Here is an 18,258-nt window from a genome sequence, read left to right as displayed (position 1 = left end):
AAAGTGACCGTGAATGCTGACTGTTGGGTATTTATCGCATCTAACGTGAATATTTATATGATTTTTGGGTAGAGAGCGGGATTGATCCAGCGCAGCCTGCCCGCCGGGCTGCGTCGCTAGAATGACACCTCATTTCGGAGGTGTCATGCAGTTACACGAACTCATCAATACATTTGGCCAGGATCTCAAGCAGCGCCACGGCCAGAAGATCCACAAGCTCTCCATCCACGGGGCCTTTACCTGCCCCAACCGGGACGGCACCCTGGGCCGGGGTGGCTGCACTTTCTGCAATGTCTCCTCCTTTGCCGACGAGTCGGCCCAGCAACTCTCCGTGGTGCAGCAACTGCTGGCACGCCGGGACGAGGTGACCCGGGCCAGGCGCTATCTGGCCTACTTTCAGGCCTATACCAGTACTTATGCCGAAGTGGAGTACCTTCAGCGCATGTATGAAGAAGCCTTGTCGGTGAGCGACATGGTGGGGCTCTGCGTCGGAACTCGCCCTGATTGTGTACCCGATGCTGTGCTGGATCTGCTGGCAGGTTATCAGGCCAGAGGTTACGAGGTGTGGCTGGAGCTCGGGCTGCAAAGTGCCAATGACAAGACGTTGCAACGCATCAACCGGGGTCACGGCTATGCCGCTTATGCCGATGCCGTTGCCCGAGCCCATCTGCGAGGCATCAAGGTGTGTGCCCACCTCATCGTGGGCCTGCCCGGGGAGGTGCCGATGGACAGCCTGGAAACCCTCCACCGTGTCGTGGAGACCGGCGTCGAGGGGATCAAGCTTCACCCACTGCATGTGGTGGAGGGGAGCACTCTTGGCAAGGCGTGGCAGGCGGGACGGTTGGATGTGTTGACGATGGAGCAGTATGTGACGGCGGCGGTCGCCATGATCCAGTACACGCCTCCCGAGGTGGTCTATCACAGAGTCTCGGCGTCGGCGCGCCGCCCGACCCTGCTGGCCCCCGCCTGGTGCGAGAATCGCTGGAGCGCCATGACCGCCATTGCCGCGGCGCTGGCACGCTCAGGCCCTCAGGGGCACTGCCTGGGACGCCCTTTTTCTCTCCCTTCCACGGGCGAGCGCCAACTCTAATTTCGTCAAAAAAACAGTGGGTTATTAGATGAAATTCAGTCTTTGGAGTATAGTTTCGTTCAAGTCACCTTGATAAGATGGTCGGCTTGAAAAAAGATATAGTTATCAATAACTCTTTGCAGTTTGTATACCGGGCGGTGTCTCTTCGAACCGGGTGGCATATTTCTTGGCAACATCAGGTGCCCGGCATGTCCCCTCCGTTTCCGGCATGAAAATCTGTGAGGGAGGCGAGACATGCAGTGTCCCGGCTCTGTGCGCTAATCGGGTTGTGGGTCTGGGTGGCGAGGTCTGTTCTGTTTTTCCGGATCGCCGCCGGGCTTTGGATATTCGGCCCCGAGACAACCTTCTGAATCATGTTTGATGGGATGCTATGCAAGCAGAAACCAGCCATATAGATGAACTGTTGGAGTGCCTGGTCTTTTTGACCCGCTTTTACGGGGTGCCCAACAGTCAGGATGCTCTCACCACCGGCTTGCCACTGGTCTCCGGGCGTCTCAGCACGGCGCTCTTCAGTCGTGCCGCCGAGCGGGGCGGTCTCTCTGCCCGCGAAGTGATCCAGCCCCTTGAACAGATCTCCTCCCTGCTGCTGCCCTGCGTCTTGCAGACGCGCAATGGCGGCGCCTGCATCTTGCTTGAATGGAATGAAGAACGGACCCAGGCGAGGGTCATCTTTCCCCAGGCCGGAGACGCGGCCCAATGGGTCAGTCTTGCCCAGCTGGGTGACGAGTACAATGGTCGTCTGTTCTACGTCAAGCGGCAGTTCAAGTTTGATGAGCGCTCGCCCAAAGTGCTGGAGACCCGTGATGGTCACTGGTTCTGGAGCACCTTGTTCGAGTCCCGCGGTATCTATCGGGATGTGCTGGTAGCCTCGATCCTCATCAACCTGTTTGCCATCGCCAGCCCCCTGTTCACCATGAACGTCTATGACAAGATTGTGCCCAACCTGGCATTCGACTCCCTCTGGGTGCTGGCGGTTGGAGCCATGGTGGTGTTCACCTTCGACTTCGTGATGCGCCAGCTGCGCAGCTACTTCATCGATATTGCAGGCAAGAAATCCGACGTGCTGTTGTCGGCCAAAATCTTTGCCAAGGTGATGGGCATGAAGATGGAGTCCAGGCCTGCGTCGACCGGTGCCTTTGCCAAGCACTTGCAGGAGTTTGAATCGGTGCGCGAGTTTTTCACGTCGGCCACCGTCTCCACCCTGATCGATCTGCCGTTTGCCATCTTCTTCCTCTTCATCATCTGGATTTTCGCCGGTGTGATGGTGGTGGTGCCCATCATCGCCATCCTGATCCTGGTGGCCTACAGCTTCTACATTCAGGCACCGCTGAAGCAATCCATCGAGGAGGGCTCCCGGCTCGCCTCTCAGAAGAACGCCAATCTGATCGAAAGCATCTCGGGCCTTGAGACCGTGAAGATTTTCGGGGCCGAGAGCATGTTCCAGCACCGCTGGGAGCAGGCGGTGTCCCACATCTCGACCTGGGGCGTGCAGACCCGGCGCATCACCAACTCCATGTCTTCTCTGGCGAGCTACATCCAGCAGGTGGTGACAGTGGGACTGGTGATCGTCGGTGTTTACCAGATCTCGGAAGGATTGGTGACCATGGGGGGCATGATAGCGGCCGTGATGCTGTCGAGCCGGGCCATCGCCCCCATGGTGCAGCTCTCGGTGCTTTCCACCCGCTACAACCAGGCCAAGTCGGCGCTCGAGATCCTGGAGAAGATCATGATGACGCCGGGTGAGCAGGAGGAGGGCAGGCAGTACATCCACCATCCGGTCATCCAGGGGCGCATCGAGTTTGAAAATGTCTCCTTCAAGTATCCGGGCATGGAGAGCAGTACCCTGCACAACATCAACCTGCGCATCGAGCCGGGTGAGAAGGTGGCCATCATCGGACGCATCGGTGCAGGTAAAACCACGCTGGAGAAATTGCTGATGGGCCTCTATCGCCCGACTGACGGCCTGGTGCGTCTGGACGGCTTTGAGCTGGACCAACTGCCGCCGACCATCATTCGCCGCAACATCGGCTGTGTGCCGCAAGATGTGACCCTCTTCTTTGGTTCAGTTCGAGACAACATCATGCTGGGCAATCCCCTGGTGGACGATGCCCGTGTCTTGCGCGCCGCCAAGCGGGCCGGGGTCACCAACTTTACCAACCGGGATCCCAACGGTCTCGACAGACAGATTGGCGAAGGGGGACGTCAGCTCTCCGGTGGCCAGCGTCAGTCCATCCTGCTGGCTCGCGCCCTGCTCAACGATCCCCCCATTCTGGTGATGGACGAGCCGACCTCCAACATGGACAACCAGTCAGAGATGCACGTGAAGCAGGAGCTGGCGCGGCTCGGCCCCGAAACCACCCTTATCCTCATCACCCACAAGACCTCCATGCTGGATGTCGCTTCCCGGGTCATCGTCGTGGAGCAGGGGAAGATAGTGGCGGACGGTCCCAAAGAGGTGGTGTTGCAGCAATTGAAGGAAGGCAAGGTGCGGGTGCAGGAGACGGCGAATGGCTAACCACTGGTTCAAGAAAACGCCCTCAGATACGGTCTTGCCTGCCCCCGAGCATCTCGAGTACGTGGATGACGGCGCCGCCGCCGTGCTGCTGACGACACCCACCCGTGCCAGAGTCCTGCTGTGGGCCTGCTTCCTGTTTTTTGTCAGCGCCATCGTCTGGGCAGCCTGGGCAGAGCTGGATGAAGTGACAGTCGGCCAGGGCAAGGTGATACCGTCGCGCCAGTTGCAGGTGATCCAGAACCTGGAAGGGGGGATCGTCAAGGAGATCTTCGTCAAGGAGGGGGACATCGTCGAGAAGGGACAGCCACTGCTGCGCATCGACGATACCCGCTTCAAGTCGGATTTTCGCGAACGGGAGCAGGAGCTGGTCACCCTCAAGGGGGATATCGCCCGCCTGCGCGCCGAAATTCGCAGCGTGGTGGTCAAGAACGAGCCCAATCTGGGGTGGCGTGAACAGGTAGCCATCGACAAACAGGCCATCGAGTTCCCCGAAGGGTACGAGAATGTGTTTGCCGAATATGCCGCCCGTGAAAGATCGGTGCAGGAGGCGCGGTTAAACAACCTCAAGAACCAGCTCTACATTCTGGGACAGCAGATCGAGCAGAAAGAGCAGGAGACCATAGAGCTCAATGCCAAGATCCGGACCGTGGGCCGCAGCGTTGATCTGGCTCGTCAGGAGCTGAACATCAGCCGTCCTCTCGCAAAAGAGGGTATAGTTCCTCAAGTGGAGCTAATTAAACTGGAGCGGCAGGTCAACGAAATGCAAGGGGAGCTGGAGGCGAACCGCCTGCTGGTGCCCAAGCTCAACTCGGTACTGCGGGAGACCATCTCGAAGCGAAATGATATCGCCCTGAAATTCCGGGCGGACTCCCAGACCGAGCTGAACGAACGTCAAGGCAAGTTGAGCCAGTTGTCAGAGGGTCAGGTCGGCCTCAGGGACAGAGTCGATCGTACCAGTGTGATTGCGCCTCTCAAGGGGACCATCAAAAAGCTCAAGATTAATACGCTGGGTGGGGTCGTTCAGCCGGGCATGGACCTGATGGAGATAGTGCCGCTGGAAGACACCCTGCTGGTTGAAGCCAAGGTGTCGCCCAAGGACATCGCGTTCCTCAGACCCGGACTGGAGGCCGTGGTCAAGATAACTGCCTATGATTTCACTATTTATGGAGGTTTACATGGCAAGGTTGAACAGATAAGTGCCGACTCAATCCAGGATGAGGAGGGCAATTCCTTCTATCTGGTGCGAGTACGAACCGAGAAGAGTTATCTGGGCGATGAGCTTAACGCACTTCCCATCATCCCCGGTATGTTAGCCAGTGCAGATATTATTACTGGTAAAAAAAGTGTCCTAGACTACTTGCTGAAACCCATCTTGAGGGCTAAGCAGTCGGCACTGAGAGAACGATAAGCCAACAATCTAAAAACAACATGACTGGAGATACCATGAAGAAGACGATTGTTGCCATGCTGGTTAGTGGCACCATACTGTTCCCGGGCCTGAGCCAGGCACAGACGCTGGAACAGTCAGTGGCGCAGTCACTGGCTACCCATCCGAAAATCAAGGAAGCTTTTGATCTCTATCAGGCACGACTGTATCAGCATGATGGAGCCAAGGGCGGCTATTACCCCACCATTGATCTGCGTGGTGGCGTCGGTTACGAGAAGACTGACAGTCCCTCGACCCGTGCCGCAGGTCCCAATTCACAGACGATCGATGACTCCATGACGCGCAAGGAGGCCGGGATCAGCCTTCGCCAGATGCTGTTTGACGGCTTTGATGTCAGCAGCAACGTGGCACGGACCGATGCCGCCGCCCAGGCCCAGCGCCTGGCGATGATCTCCGAGGCGGAGAACACGGCCCTGCGCGTGGCCGAGGTCTACCTCAACATGCTGCGTCAGCAGGAGATCCTGGAGCTGTCCAAGCAGAACCTTGAAACCCACGAACAGATCCGCAGTGACATCCAGAAACGGACCGACTCCGGTCTGGGGTCGACCGCTGACCAGACCCAGATCGACGGTCGTGTGGCTCGGGCGTACTCCAACCAGGCGGCGGCGGAGAACAACTATCGGGATGCCGAGAGCGAGTTCATCCGTGTCGTCAATGAAGTGCCCAAGGATCTCGTTCAGCCAGTACCGAACACCCAACTCCTGCCCGCAACGCTGGAAGATGCGCTGAAGACGGCAACAGAGGTTCACCCGACCCTGCTGTCATCCCTGCAGGACATCGAAGAGGCGAAGTATCAGCATGAAGGCTCCAAGTCCGGGTTCTACCCGAACGTAGCCTTTGAAGTGGATCAGAACTGGAACGAGGACATCGATGCGGTCAAAGGCCGTAACGACGATCTCACCGCCATGGTCCGGATGCGTTACAACCTGTTCCGCGGTGGGTCCGATCTGGCAGAAAGCAAGGCAACCTCAGCCCTCTATTCCCAGGCCAAAGACATTCACATGAATGCCTTCCGTCAGGTGGAAGAGGGGACCCGCCTCGCCTGGAACGCCAAAGAGTCGCTGGCCAAGCAAAAAGTCTTCCTCAAAGAGCACGTGGACGCCAGCTATGACACCGTACAGGCCTACAAGAAGCAATTCGGCCTGGGCCAACGGACCTTGCTGGACGTGCTGAACACGGAGAACGAACTGTTCGAGGCTCGCCGCAGCTACATCACGGCCGAGTACGACTCCCTGTTGGCAGATTATCGTATCCTCAATGCCACCGGTGGTCTGCTCAATGCCCTGAATGTGCAGCAACCGGCTGAATGGCAGGCCAACAACAACTGATGGCCCTGCCACTGATGTCATATCAGGCAAGGGGAATGGCTGCAGCGTGCTGCAGTCATTCTTTTATGCGTCCGGTGGTCAGGGGATGATGGCGGCGTCATGACACAGAAAGAAGTGGCATCGACAGGCTGGAGCCGACGTGATGGGTATCGAGCTGTAGCAGGTGCACGTGCGCCCTGGCGGGTTCGCCTGCTATGGCTGGCCCTGCTGGCGATCCCCCTGCTGCTCAGCGCCAGCCAGCCTCTCTCACCGGAGGATATGAAACTGGTCAAGCGCGCGGAGGAGACCTATGGCCCCAGGGCCGGCAAACGGGTCACCAGCTGGCGCACTTTGGCAATGCAGAACAAGGCAGCGGGGCTGACGGATCGGCAGAAGCTGGAGAAGGTGAACCAGTTCTTCAACCAGATGCGTTTCATCGATGACATCAAGTTGTGGCACAAGAAGGATTATTGGGCGACACCGCTGGAATTTCTGGGCGCAGCAGGAGGAGATTGTGAAGACTTCAGCATTTCCAAGTATTTTACCTTGCTGGAACTTGGCATCCCTGATGAAAAAATGCGAATGGTATATGTCAAGGCATTGGATTATAACCAGTTTCATATGGTCGTTGCCTACTATGAGACGCCTGCGGCAGTACCCCTGATTCTGGACAATCTTGTCGGCTCAATTCGCCCGGCGACCCAACGGGCGGATTTGTTGCCAATTTACAGTTTTAACGGTAGTCACTTGTGGCTGATGAAAGCGCGTGGTCAAGGGGAACTGGCCGGGCAATCATCCCGCTTGGGATTATGGACAGACTTACGCAATCGCATGACATCGGGGCGATTGGCTCGGCCTGCGGTCAATTTGGATGATTAACCTATGACGCTCTACAGACAACTATTGGCAACCATGCTGCTGCTGTTCGGATTGCTGTTTGCCGCCACCTATTGGGTGCAATTCAATTCGACCCGCAACTACCTGGCGCAGCAGCAGGAGACCACCGTCATCAATACGTCCACCGCACTGGGTCTGGCGCTGACCCCCTATCTGGAGAACGGCGACAAGGTCAGTGCCGAATCCGTGATCAAGGCGGTGTTCGACGGGGGTTACTACAAGCTGGTCCGTCTCGATCTGCTGGCCTCCAAGGATGTCATCGAGCTGGAGAACAGCAGCCATATTGAAGGGGTCCCACAGTGGTTCATTGGGCTGGATCTGTTCCCTGAAGTGGCCAATGAATCGATTTTGACGTCGGGTTGGCTGCAACTGGGCAAGCTGAAGGTCGTCGGCCACCCTGGACAAGCCTACTACGAGCTTTGGAAAGGAATGAGCGAACTGGCCACCTGGTTCCTGGTCGGCTTTCTCGTCACTACTCTCTTGCTGATGCGGGCGCTCAATTATCTGCTCAAACCGCTCAAGCTGATTTGCGATCAGGCGGTTGAAATCGAGCTGCACCATTTCGGCCACGCCATTCCCGAGCCCAAGACCCGCGAGCTGCGGCAAGTGGTACAGGCCATCAATACCCTTTCCAGCAAGCTTGCCGTGCAGTTCAAAGAGCAGGCCGACGAGGCCGAGAACCTGCGATCCCGCGTCTATGTGGATGCCGTCTCCGGGCTTGGCAACCGCTCTTACTTCGTCGGGCAGGTCAATGCCTGGATTGCGGAGGCCGGGCAGGGCGGGGTCATGCTGGTGGCCGTCGACATGCTGGACGATCTCTATCGGGAAGAGGGCTTTGCTGCAAGGGACAACATGGTCAAGTCCATTGCACAGGTGCTCAGGGAACTGCTGGATGGTTGGGATGGCGCGGCACTGGCCCGGATCTCGGCGACCGAGTATGCCTTGCTCTGCCCCACCGATGATCTCTCTCAGCTCAAGGAGCTGGCGGAGCTCATCAACAGCCGTATCGCCGATCTGGTTGTCAATCCCATGGGAGAAAGCGGTGCGCTGTCCGTCGTCGGCATCGCCGGCCGTGATGGCAATGACGATCTCTCGGCCCTGCTGACGAAGGCGGATAACGCCCTTGGCAAAGCGCGCAATGAGCGGCGCGGTGCCGTCGTGATGGAAGGCGGCAATGAGCAGGGACTGATGGGACGCCTTGCCTGGCGAGACCTGGTGCAGGATGCCATTGCCAGACATCTCTGGCGCTTCAAGGCACAGCCTGCGTGCCGCTTCGATGATGGTACCCGCCTGCATGCCGAGTTGTTCGCGGCCATCTCGCGAGATGGAACGGATTACTTCGCAGGGCAGTTCTTGCCTGCGATCGAGCAGTTCAAGATGGGGGCCGAGTTTGACAAGGCGGTGCTAGAAGCCTGCGTCCCCTTGTTCAAGCAGCAACCGGAATTGGTGTTGGCAGTCAATATCACGGCGGGTTCTCTCTGTTCGGATGAGTTCCTGACATGGCTCAGAGGCTATCTGTCGCTGAACGTGGAGCTGAAGGAGCGACTGCTGTTCGAGATCCCGGAAGCGGCCATCATGAAACACAAAGAGTATGTGACTCATCTGGTTGAGCTGTTGCGAGAGCACGGCTTCTTGTGGGGGGTCGATCACTATGGCCGGCACTTCCAGTCCCTCGGCTATCTGGAAGAGCTGGCCCCCGCTTATGTCAAGGTGGACCACGGGTATACCAGCCAGGTCATGGAACCAGGCGCCGATACCTCCTTCCTGGCGGCTGTCTGTCGGGCTGCCCACAACGCGGGTGTCACGACCATCGCCACCCGGGTGGAAGATAAACGGCAGGTTGAATTGTTGTCCAGTTTGCATATCGATGGTTATCAGGGGTTCGTTCACCCAGCATTTCCACTGGCATAAGCGGTACAACTCGATAGAAAGGGGCCCATTAAGGGCCCTTTTTTATATCTGTTTAGAATATGTACATCATTTTTACGCGACATATAGGTAATATCACTAAAACTCGCGCTGTTACTTAATTGATTTTTATATGTAAAAAATATTCGTTCGATTCGCTGCATCGGATGAAGTCAAAGAGACTCAACCCTGTACATTTTTGCAACGGAAGCAGGACGGGGGCGTATCTAGAGTGTAGGCATCAAGATCTGTCACCCTGGAGCAATGGATATGCGCACCCAAATCATCGACAAAACCGTGGTCGTCTCTTCCGTAGAAGGCAACGTTCAGATCCTGCTTGCCGATGGCAGCAGTCGTCCTCTCCAGCCTGGCGAGATACTGCAGCCTGGCGCCAGACTCAATATCGCTGATGATGCCAAATTGATGCTGGCTCCCTACGATGACAAACCTGCAGCGGACAATGGTGTTCCGGCAGGGACAGAGATGCCTCCAGAGGGGCAATCTTCCTCATCGGTTGCCAATCATCAGCAAGGCTCGCCTGAAGTGTCGCCAGAAATTGCGGCGCTGCAACAATCCATCCTGCAAGGGGTTGACCCGACCAAGAACTTCGAAGCCTCTGCTGCCGGTGGGGCACCTGCCGCCGGTGGTGGTGGCGGTATCGGCGGGGTCGCTGGGGCCAGTGGCAATGGTGGTTTTGTTGTCATAGATCGCATCGGAGATGCGACCATAGCTGAGGCCGGATTCGATACCGGCTATGACACGTTGATCGATCAGAATGTGCTGCAGGAAGACGATCTTCTGCCCGAGAATCAGCTCGATGATCAGGATGAGTCTGCTGTTACCCAGGAAGATCAGGCCATCAGTGGCAATGTGCTCGACAACAGCAACAATCCGGATGGTCCCCTTGATACGTCTGTCATTTCCTATAGCTGGGGTAGCAATCAGGGAATTGCTGCCGGCGTTGAGAGCACGCTGGATGGGATTGGTACGCTGATCATCAATGCCGACGGCTCCTATACCTTTACCCCTGCGCTGAACTACACAGGCCCTGTACCTGCGGTCAATTACACCGTAACGGATGGGGATGATACCAACGACTCCACTCTGACCATCACCATCACCCCTGTAGATGAGCCTGTCTCGCTGAATGGATTGCAGGTCGAGGGTGGTGAGCTTGTCCTTGATGAAGCCGCATTGCCGGATGGCTCAGCCTCCGATGGCGCAGCCTTGACCAAGAGCAGTACCTTTACATTCAATGCGGCAGATGGAGTACAAAGCCTGACGCTGGGAGGTGTGACGCTGATCAGCAATGGCCAGGTCTTGACCACCTTCCCCCAGGGGATCCCCAGTCCTTTGGGAAATCAACTGCTGGTGACCGGCGTCAGCTACAACCCGGTGACAGGGGTTGGCAGCGTGACCTACAGCTACACCCTGAACGATAACGAAACACATAACAAACCTGCAAATGATGGGGCTCTGACGGAGAGCTTCAACGTTGTGTTGACGGACCTCGATGGCGACACGACCAGTGCAGGGCTGGATGTCGTGGTGCTGGACGACGTGCCGACGGCGGTGAGCGACGTCAACCTGACGGCGGCGAGCGAGAACAACCTGGTCCTCAATGGCAACGTCATCACCAACGACGTGCAGGGGGCGGATGGCGCGGCGGTGACCGCGGGCACCCTGAGCGGGACCTACGGCAGCCTGGTGCTCAATGCCAACGGCACCTACACCTACACCCTCAACCCGAACGACGGTGACTTCAAGGCGCTGACCGGGGGCGGGGTGGGCAGCGAAGTGTTCACCTACACCCTGACGGATGCGGACGGAGACGTGAGCACGGCGACCCTGACCCTGACCATCAAGAACGACGATGACGGGGTGACCATCACCAACCTGACGCCCAAGGGCGAGGGCGGGGATGCGAAGGTGTACGAAGACGACCTGCTGGCGACCCGCGGCGAGAATGAGTCGGCGGGGTCGGACAGCAGCAAGGAGTCGACCACGGTGACGGGGGACTTCACCATCAGCGCGCCGGACGGGGTGAAGACCCTGAGCGTGGGTGGCATCAACATCGTGGTGAACGGGGTGGTGGCGGGCTTCCCGCTGAGCGGGGTGACCACGCCGCTGGGCAACACCCTGACCATCACCGGGTACAACCCGGCGACCGGGCTGGTGAGCTACAGCTACACCCTGAACGACAACGAGGCGCACCCGACGGCGAACGGCAACAACAGCCTGTTCGAAGACTTCGCGGTGAGCCTGGTGGACAGCGACGGGGACTCGGCCTCGAACACCCTGAGCGTGCAGATTGTCGATGACGTGCCGACGGCGGTGAGCGACGTCAACCTGACGGCGGCGAGCGAGAACAACCTGGTCCTCAATGGCAACGTCATCACCAACGACGTGCAGGGGGCGGATGGCGCGGCGGTGACCGCGGGCACCCTGAGCGGGACCTACGGCAGCCTGGTGCTCAATGCCAACGGCACCTACACCTACACCCTCAACCCGAACGACGGTGACTTCAAGGCGCTGACCGGGGGCGGGGTGGGCAGCGAAGTGTTCACCTACACCCTGACGGATGCGGACGGAGACGTGAGCACGGCGACCCTGACCCTGACCATCAAGAACGACGATGACGGGGTGACCATCACCAACCTGACGCCCAAGGGCGAGGGCGGGGATGTGAAGGTGTACGAAGACGACCTGCTGGCGACCCGCGGCGAGAATGAGTCGGCGGGGTCGGACAGCAGCAAGGAGTCGACCACGGTGACGGGGGACTTCACCATCAGCGCGCCGGACGGGGTGAAGACCCTGAGCGTGGGTGGCATCAACATCGTGGTGAACGGGGTGGTGGCGGGCTTCCCGCTGAGCGGGGTGACCACGCCGCTGGGCAACACCCTGACCATCACCGGGTACAACCCGGCGACCGGGCTGGTGAGCTACAGCTACACCCTGAACGACAACGAGGCGCACCCGACGGCGAACGGCAACAACAGCCTGTTCGAAGACTTCGCGGTGAGCCTGGTGGACAGCGACGGGGACTCGGCCTCGAACACCCTGAGCGTGCAGATTGTCGATGACGTGCCGACGGCGGTGAGCGACGTCAACCTGACGGCGGCGAGCGAGAACAACCTGGTCCTCAATGGCAACGTCATCACCAACGACGTGCAGGGGGCGGATGGCGCGGCGGTGACCGCGGGCACCCTGAGCGGGACCTACGGCAGCCTGGTGCTCAATGCCAACGGCACCTACACCTACACCCTCAACCCGAACGACGGTGACTTCAAGGCGCTGACCGGGGGCGGGGTGGGCAGCGAAGTGTTCACCTACACCCTGACGGATGCGGACGGAGACGTGAGCACGGCGACCCTGACCCTGACCATCAAGAACGACGATGACGGGGTGACCATCACCAACCTGACGCCCAAGGGCGAGGGCGGGGATGCGAAGGTGTACGAAGACGACCTGCTGGCGACCCGCGGCGAGAATGAGTCGGCGGGGTCGGACAGCAGCAAGGAGTCGACCACGGTGACGGGGGACTTCACCATCAGCGCGCCGGACGGGGTGAAGACCCTGAGCGTGGGTGGCATCAACATCGTGGTGAACGGGGTGGTGGCGGGCTTCCCGCTGAGCGGGGTGACCACGCCGCTGGGCAACACCCTGACCATCACCGGGTACAACCCGGCGACCGGGCTGGTGAGCTACAGCTACACCCTGAACGACAACGAGGCGCACCCGACGGCGAACGGCAACAACAGCCTGTTCGAAGACTTCGCGGTGAGCCTGGTGGACAGCGACGGGGACTCGGCCTCGAACACCCTGAGCGTGCAGATTGTCGATGACGTGCCGACGGCGGTGAGCGACGTCAACCTGACGGCGGCGAGCGAGAACAACCTGGTCCTCAATGGCAACGTCATCACCAACGACGTGCAGGGGGCGGATGGCGCGGCGGTGACCGCGGGCACCCTGAGCGGGACCTACGGCAGCCTGGTGCTCAATGCCAACGGCACCTACACCTACACCCTCAACCCGAACGACGGTGACTTCAAGGCGCTGACCGGGGGCGGGGTGGGCAGCGAAGTGTTCACCTACACCCTGACGGATGCGGACGGAGACGTGAGCACGGCGACCCTGACCCTGACCATCAAGAACGACGATGACGGGGTGACCATCACCAACCTGACGCCCAAGGGCGAGGGCGGGGATGCGAAGGTGTACGAAGACGACCTGCTGGCGACCCGCGGCGAGAATGAGTCGGCGGGGTCGGACAGCAGCAAGGAGTCGACCACGGTGACGGGGGACTTCACCATCAGCGCGCCGGACGGGGTGAAGACCCTGAGCGTGGGTGGCATCAACATCGTGGTGAACGGGGTGGTGGCGGGCTTCCCGCTGAGCGGGGTGACCACGCCGCTGGGCAACACCCTGACCATCACCGGGTACAACCCGGCGACCGGGCTGGTGAGCTACAGCTACACCCTGAACGACAACGAGGCGCACCCGACGGCGAACGGCAACAACAGCCTGTTCGAAGACTTCGCGGTGAGCCTGGTGGACAGCGACGGGGACTCGGCCTCGAACACCCTGAGCGTGCAGATTGTCGATGACGTGCCGACGGCGGTGAGCGACGTCAACCTGACGGCGGCGAGCGAGAACAACCTGGTCCTCAATGGCAACGTCATCACCAACGACGTGCAGGGGGCGGATGGCGCGGCGGTGACCGCGGGCACCCTGAGCGGGACCTACGGCAGCCTGGTGCTCAATGCCAACGGCACCTACACCTACACCCTCAACCCGAACGACGGTGACTTCAAGGCGCTGACCGGGGGCGGGGTGGGCAGCGAAGTGTTCACCTACACCCTGACGGATGCGGACGGAGACGTGAGCACGGCGACCCTGACCCTGACCATCAAGAACGACGATGACGGGGTGACCATCACCAACCTGACGCCCAAGGGCGAGGGCGGGGATGCGAAGGTGTACGAAGACGACCTGCTGGCGACCCGCGGCGAGAATGAGTCGGCGGGGTCGGACAGCAGCAAGGAGTCGACCACGGTGACGGGGGACTTCACCATCAGCGCGCCGGACGGGGTGAAGACCCTGAGCGTGGGTGGCATCAACATCGTGGTGAACGGGGTGGTGGCGGGCTTCCCGCTGAGCGGGGTGACCACGCCGCTGGGCAACACCCTGACCATCACCGGGTACAACCCGGCGACCGGGCTGGTGAGCTACAGCTACACCCTGAACGACAACGAGGCGCACCCGACGGCGAACGGCAACAACAGCCTGTTCGAAGACTTCGCGGTGAGCCTGGTGGACAGCGACGGGGACTCGGCCTCGAACACCCTGAGCGTGCAGATTGTCGATGACGTGCCGACGGCGGTGAGCGACGTCAACCTGACGGCGGCGAGCGAGAACAACCTGGTCCTCAATGGCAACGTCATCACCAACGACGTGCAGGGGGCGGATGGCGCGGCGGTGACCGCGGGCACCCTGAGCGGGACCTACGGCAGCCTGGTGCTCAATGCCAACGGCACCTACACCTACACCCTCAACCCGAACGACGGTGACTTCAAGGCGCTGACCGGGGGCGGGGTGGGCAGCGAAGTGTTCACCTACACCCTGACGGATGCGGACGGAGACGTGAGCACGGCGACCCTGACCCTGACCATCAAGAACGACGATGACGGGGTGACCATCACCAACCTGACGCCCAAGGGCGAGGGCGGGGATGCGAAGGTGTACGAAGACGACCTGCTGGCGACCCGCGGCGAGAATGAGTCGGCGGGGTCGGACAGCAGCAAGGAGTCGACCACGGTGACGGGGGACTTCACCATCAGCGCGCCGGACGGGGTGAAGACCCTGAGCGTGGGTGGCATCAACATCGTGGTGAACGGGGTGGTGGCGGGCTTCCCGCTGAGCGGGGTGACCACGCCGCTGGGCAACACCCTGACCATCACCGGGTACAACCCGGCGACCGGGCTGGTGAGCTACAGCTACACCCTGAACGACAACGAGGCGCACCCGACGGCGAACGGCAACAACAGCCTGTTCGAAGACTTCGCGGTGAGCCTGGTGGACAGCGACGGGGACTCGGCCTCGAACACCCTGAGCGTGCAGATTGTCGATGACGTGCCGACGGCCCACGATGATGCTGACAGTGCCACCGAAGGTGTGTTCACTCCGGTGACGGGGAATGTCATTACCGGGGCGGGTACCATCGGCGGCACAGCCGGTGCCGGGGTGGACGTCATGGGGGCGGATGGTGCGGCAATCAGCCAGGTCGTGAGCTCGAACGGCAATTCAGACAGTAATCCTGCCGGTGGATTCACTGTGACCGGGCTGTATGGGACGCTGACCATGGGGCTGGATGGCGAATACAGTTATACGCTCACGGCGGCATCGGTTCCCGTGGGGGCCTCGGAGGTATTTACCTACACGCTCAAAGATGGTGATGGTGATACGGATCCGGCAACTCTGACCATCAATATTGCTCAGGATACCCGTGTCCCTGTATTGACCATCGGCAATGCGATGGTTGATGAGGAGGGACTGCCTGAGGGGACGGCTGCCAGTGGTAATTCGGAGATATTCAATGGCAGCTTCACCATCAACACCCAAGGTGAAAATCTGACTACCTTGACCATCGGTGGGCAGGCTTACAATTTGACCAGTGGCGGCAGTCAGACCTTGATCAACAATACGGAGGGAATGCTGACGGTAACCGGTGTCAGCGGCCCCACAGCCGGTGTCTACACGGTGAACTATACCTACACGCTCAAAGACAATGTGCTGACTCACAATGTTCAAGGCAACAGTGATACAGCGAATGGTCCGAGTTTCGTCGTGTCGGCTACGGATGCCAGTGGCGACAGTGGCACGGGTAACCTGCAGGTTGTGATCAGCGATGATGCCCCCATTGCCAATGCTGTTACCAATGCAGGCCAGGCGACTCAGGTGCAGAACACGAATCTGATGTTGATCCTCGATATCTCCGGTAGTATGGGTGATCCATCTGGATATCAAGGCATGACTCGGATGCAGGTGATGCAGAAGTCCGCGTTGGAGCTGCTGGACAAATACAGCGCCTACGGCAGCGTCATGGTCAATATCGTGACCTTCTCCACTTCAGCCGCCAATCCGACCGGGGTGTGGGTCTCGATCGATGTAGCCAAGGCGATCATCCTTGGCCTTACCCCCACTGACTCGACCAACTACGATGATGCACTGAACGAGGCAATCAAAGCCTTTGGCGATACAGGTAAACTCGCTAATGCGCAAAATGTCTCTTACTTCATGTCGGATGGTCTGCCAAATGCCAGCTCGTTGAGCGGTACCCCCGCCACAGTTCCTGATGGCAACAACTCGCTTGGCGGTGGAAACGGGATCGATGGTGACGGCACGACACTGAGCGGTGAAACCAAGGACTGGGCCGATTTCCTGACGGCGAACAACATCAATTCGTACGCGCTCGGTATGGGCTCGGGAGCGACCCAGTCTGCACTGGATCCCATTGCCTACAACGGGGTCAGTGGTGCCAGCCCGGCAAATACCACCGCAGTGGTGGTGACTGACTTCAGCCAACTGACCGCGACCCTTTTGAGCACCGTGGTAGCCCCGCCCTTGGCAGGACAACTTATCAACGGTGTAGCGGCGAGTGCCGGGGCCGATGGTGGCTGGCTCAATGCCATTACCGTGGGCGGGGTGACTTATACCTACAACCAGAAGACGGACTCCGCCGGCGTTTCGGGAGGGACATCAGCCGGGACCTTCAATACAACGACCAACGAATGGACCATTACACTTGCTGGCGGCATCCTCAAGGTGGACATGGACAACGGCGCCTACACCTATACTCCGCCGTCATCCATTCCGGTCGGGGGGATAAACCAGGTCGTGGGTTACAGTGTGATAGACAACGATGGGGATACTGCGTCCAGCACCTTGTCCATCGTTATCAACCCGGCGGTCGGTCCTACCGTGGTTCGTGATGACTTTATCATCACCAACCAGGACCCCGCGACCATTCCGGATTGGGCCCTGCTTGCCAATGACACCGGGCCTCTGGCTGCGACCCAGATGATCACGGGCATCTCGGGAGCTGTGGGAGGGACCGTCACAGACAATGCAGGCTCGGTAACATTTGACAATACTTCCGGCAATGCGACCCCCAGCTCTTACGAGGGTTCGTTCAACTACACCAATAGCACGACCACAGATACGGCCAAGGTGTATGTGGATGTGCAGAGCGGTTCGACACTCACCGGGAGCTATCTCGACGAGATCCTGATCGGGGGGTCTGGAAACGATAGGCTCAACGGGAATGCCGGGAACGACATCCTGCTTGGGGGGCTCGGCAACGACACCTTGAATGGCGGTGAAGGCAATGATCTCCTGATCGGTGGCGCTGGCAACGATACCCTGAACGGCGGCAACGGCAATGATACGGCCAGTTACTTCGACAGCGCTGCTGGGGTCACGGTCACAGTCAATGGTGCCAGTCAGAATACCGGAGGGGCAGGGACAGACAGCCTGAGCAACATGGAAAATCTGGTAGGGTCCATGTTCAACGACAGCCTGACCGGCGATGGTAATGCCAACGTCTTGAGCGGACTGGCAGGTAACGACATCTTGAGTGGTGGTGGTGGCGACGACCTGCTGATTGGGGGTTCCGGCAGTGATACCCTGACTGGTGGGGCTGGCAAGGATACCTTCAAATGGATGGCAGGTGATGCAGGAGGCACGGATACCATCAAAGACTTCACCACGGGGGCCAATGGAGATGTTCTGGACCTGAGTGAACTGCTCAGTGGTGAGCATGCCGATGCGAGCACACTGGATCACTATCTTACCTTTGCTCCTGGTCCGGGCAGTGGCAAGTCGACTCTGACCATTGATCTGGATGGAGCGGGAAGTGGCACCACGACTCATACCATCCTCTTTGACAATGTGGATCTGACGGCTGGCAAATCCAATCTGCAGATCATTCAGGATCTGCTGGATCAGGGCAACCTCAAGGTCGATCCGTAAGCAGGGTATGGGGGCCGGGTGTGCCCGGCCCCTGTTATTTGATGGAGTGGGCAGATAAGATAGC

At 59.3% G+C, this 18,258-nt stretch carries 7 protein-coding genes; all 7 read left to right on the top strand.

The genetic code is table 11. The features are described from left to right. The first annotated feature begins 145 nt into the window (after positions 1–145). Positions 146–1,090 carry a TIGR01212 family radical SAM protein gene (locus C2U37_RS22285; protein WP_104453087.1) on the top strand — a complete coding sequence of 315 codons (945 nt, stop codon included), beginning with the start codon at positions 146–148 and terminating at the stop codon, positions 1,088–1,090. Positions 1,091–1,460: 370 nt separating this feature from the next. Continuing rightward, entirely contained in the window at positions 1,461–3,605 is a 2,145-nt protein-coding gene (locus C2U37_RS22280; protein WP_039040368.1) for a type I secretion system permease/ATPase, read from the top strand. Further along, complete coding sequence (locus C2U37_RS22275; protein WP_010675165.1) at positions 3,598–5,013, top strand: HlyD family type I secretion periplasmic adaptor subunit; 1,416 nt, start codon at positions 3,598–3,600, stop codon at positions 5,011–5,013. Before C2U37_RS22280 ends, C2U37_RS22275 begins: the two co-directional genes overlap by 8 nt. A gap of 35 nt (positions 5,014–5,048) precedes the next feature. After that, a complete protein-coding gene (locus C2U37_RS22270; RefSeq protein WP_010675164.1) occupies positions 5,049–6,380 on the top strand; it encodes a TolC family outer membrane protein in 1,332 nt (443 codons plus the stop codon). Between the two features lie 114 nt (positions 6,381–6,494). Continuing rightward, positions 6,495–7,238, top strand: coding sequence for a transglutaminase-like cysteine peptidase (locus C2U37_RS22265; protein WP_372587717.1), 744 nt, complete (start codon positions 6,495–6,497; stop codon positions 7,236–7,238). A 3-nt stretch (positions 7,239–7,241) separates the two neighbouring features. Continuing rightward, entirely contained in the window at positions 7,242–9,167 is a 1,926-nt protein-coding gene (locus C2U37_RS22260) for an EAL domain-containing protein (RefSeq protein WP_104453086.1), read from the top strand. 267 nt (positions 9,168–9,434) lie between these two features. Next, a complete protein-coding gene (locus C2U37_RS22255; RefSeq protein ID WP_104453085.1) occupies positions 9,435–18,194 on the top strand; it encodes a retention module-containing protein in 8,760 nt (2,919 codons plus the stop codon). Positions 18,195–18,258: the final 64 nt, after the last annotated feature.

Origin of the sequence: Aeromonas sp. ASNIH1 (genome assembly GCF_002934285.1) — a bacterium.
GTDB lineage: Bacteria > Pseudomonadota > Gammaproteobacteria > Enterobacterales > Aeromonadaceae > Aeromonas > Aeromonas caviae.
This window is presented reverse-complemented; position numbering and strand designations above follow the sequence as displayed.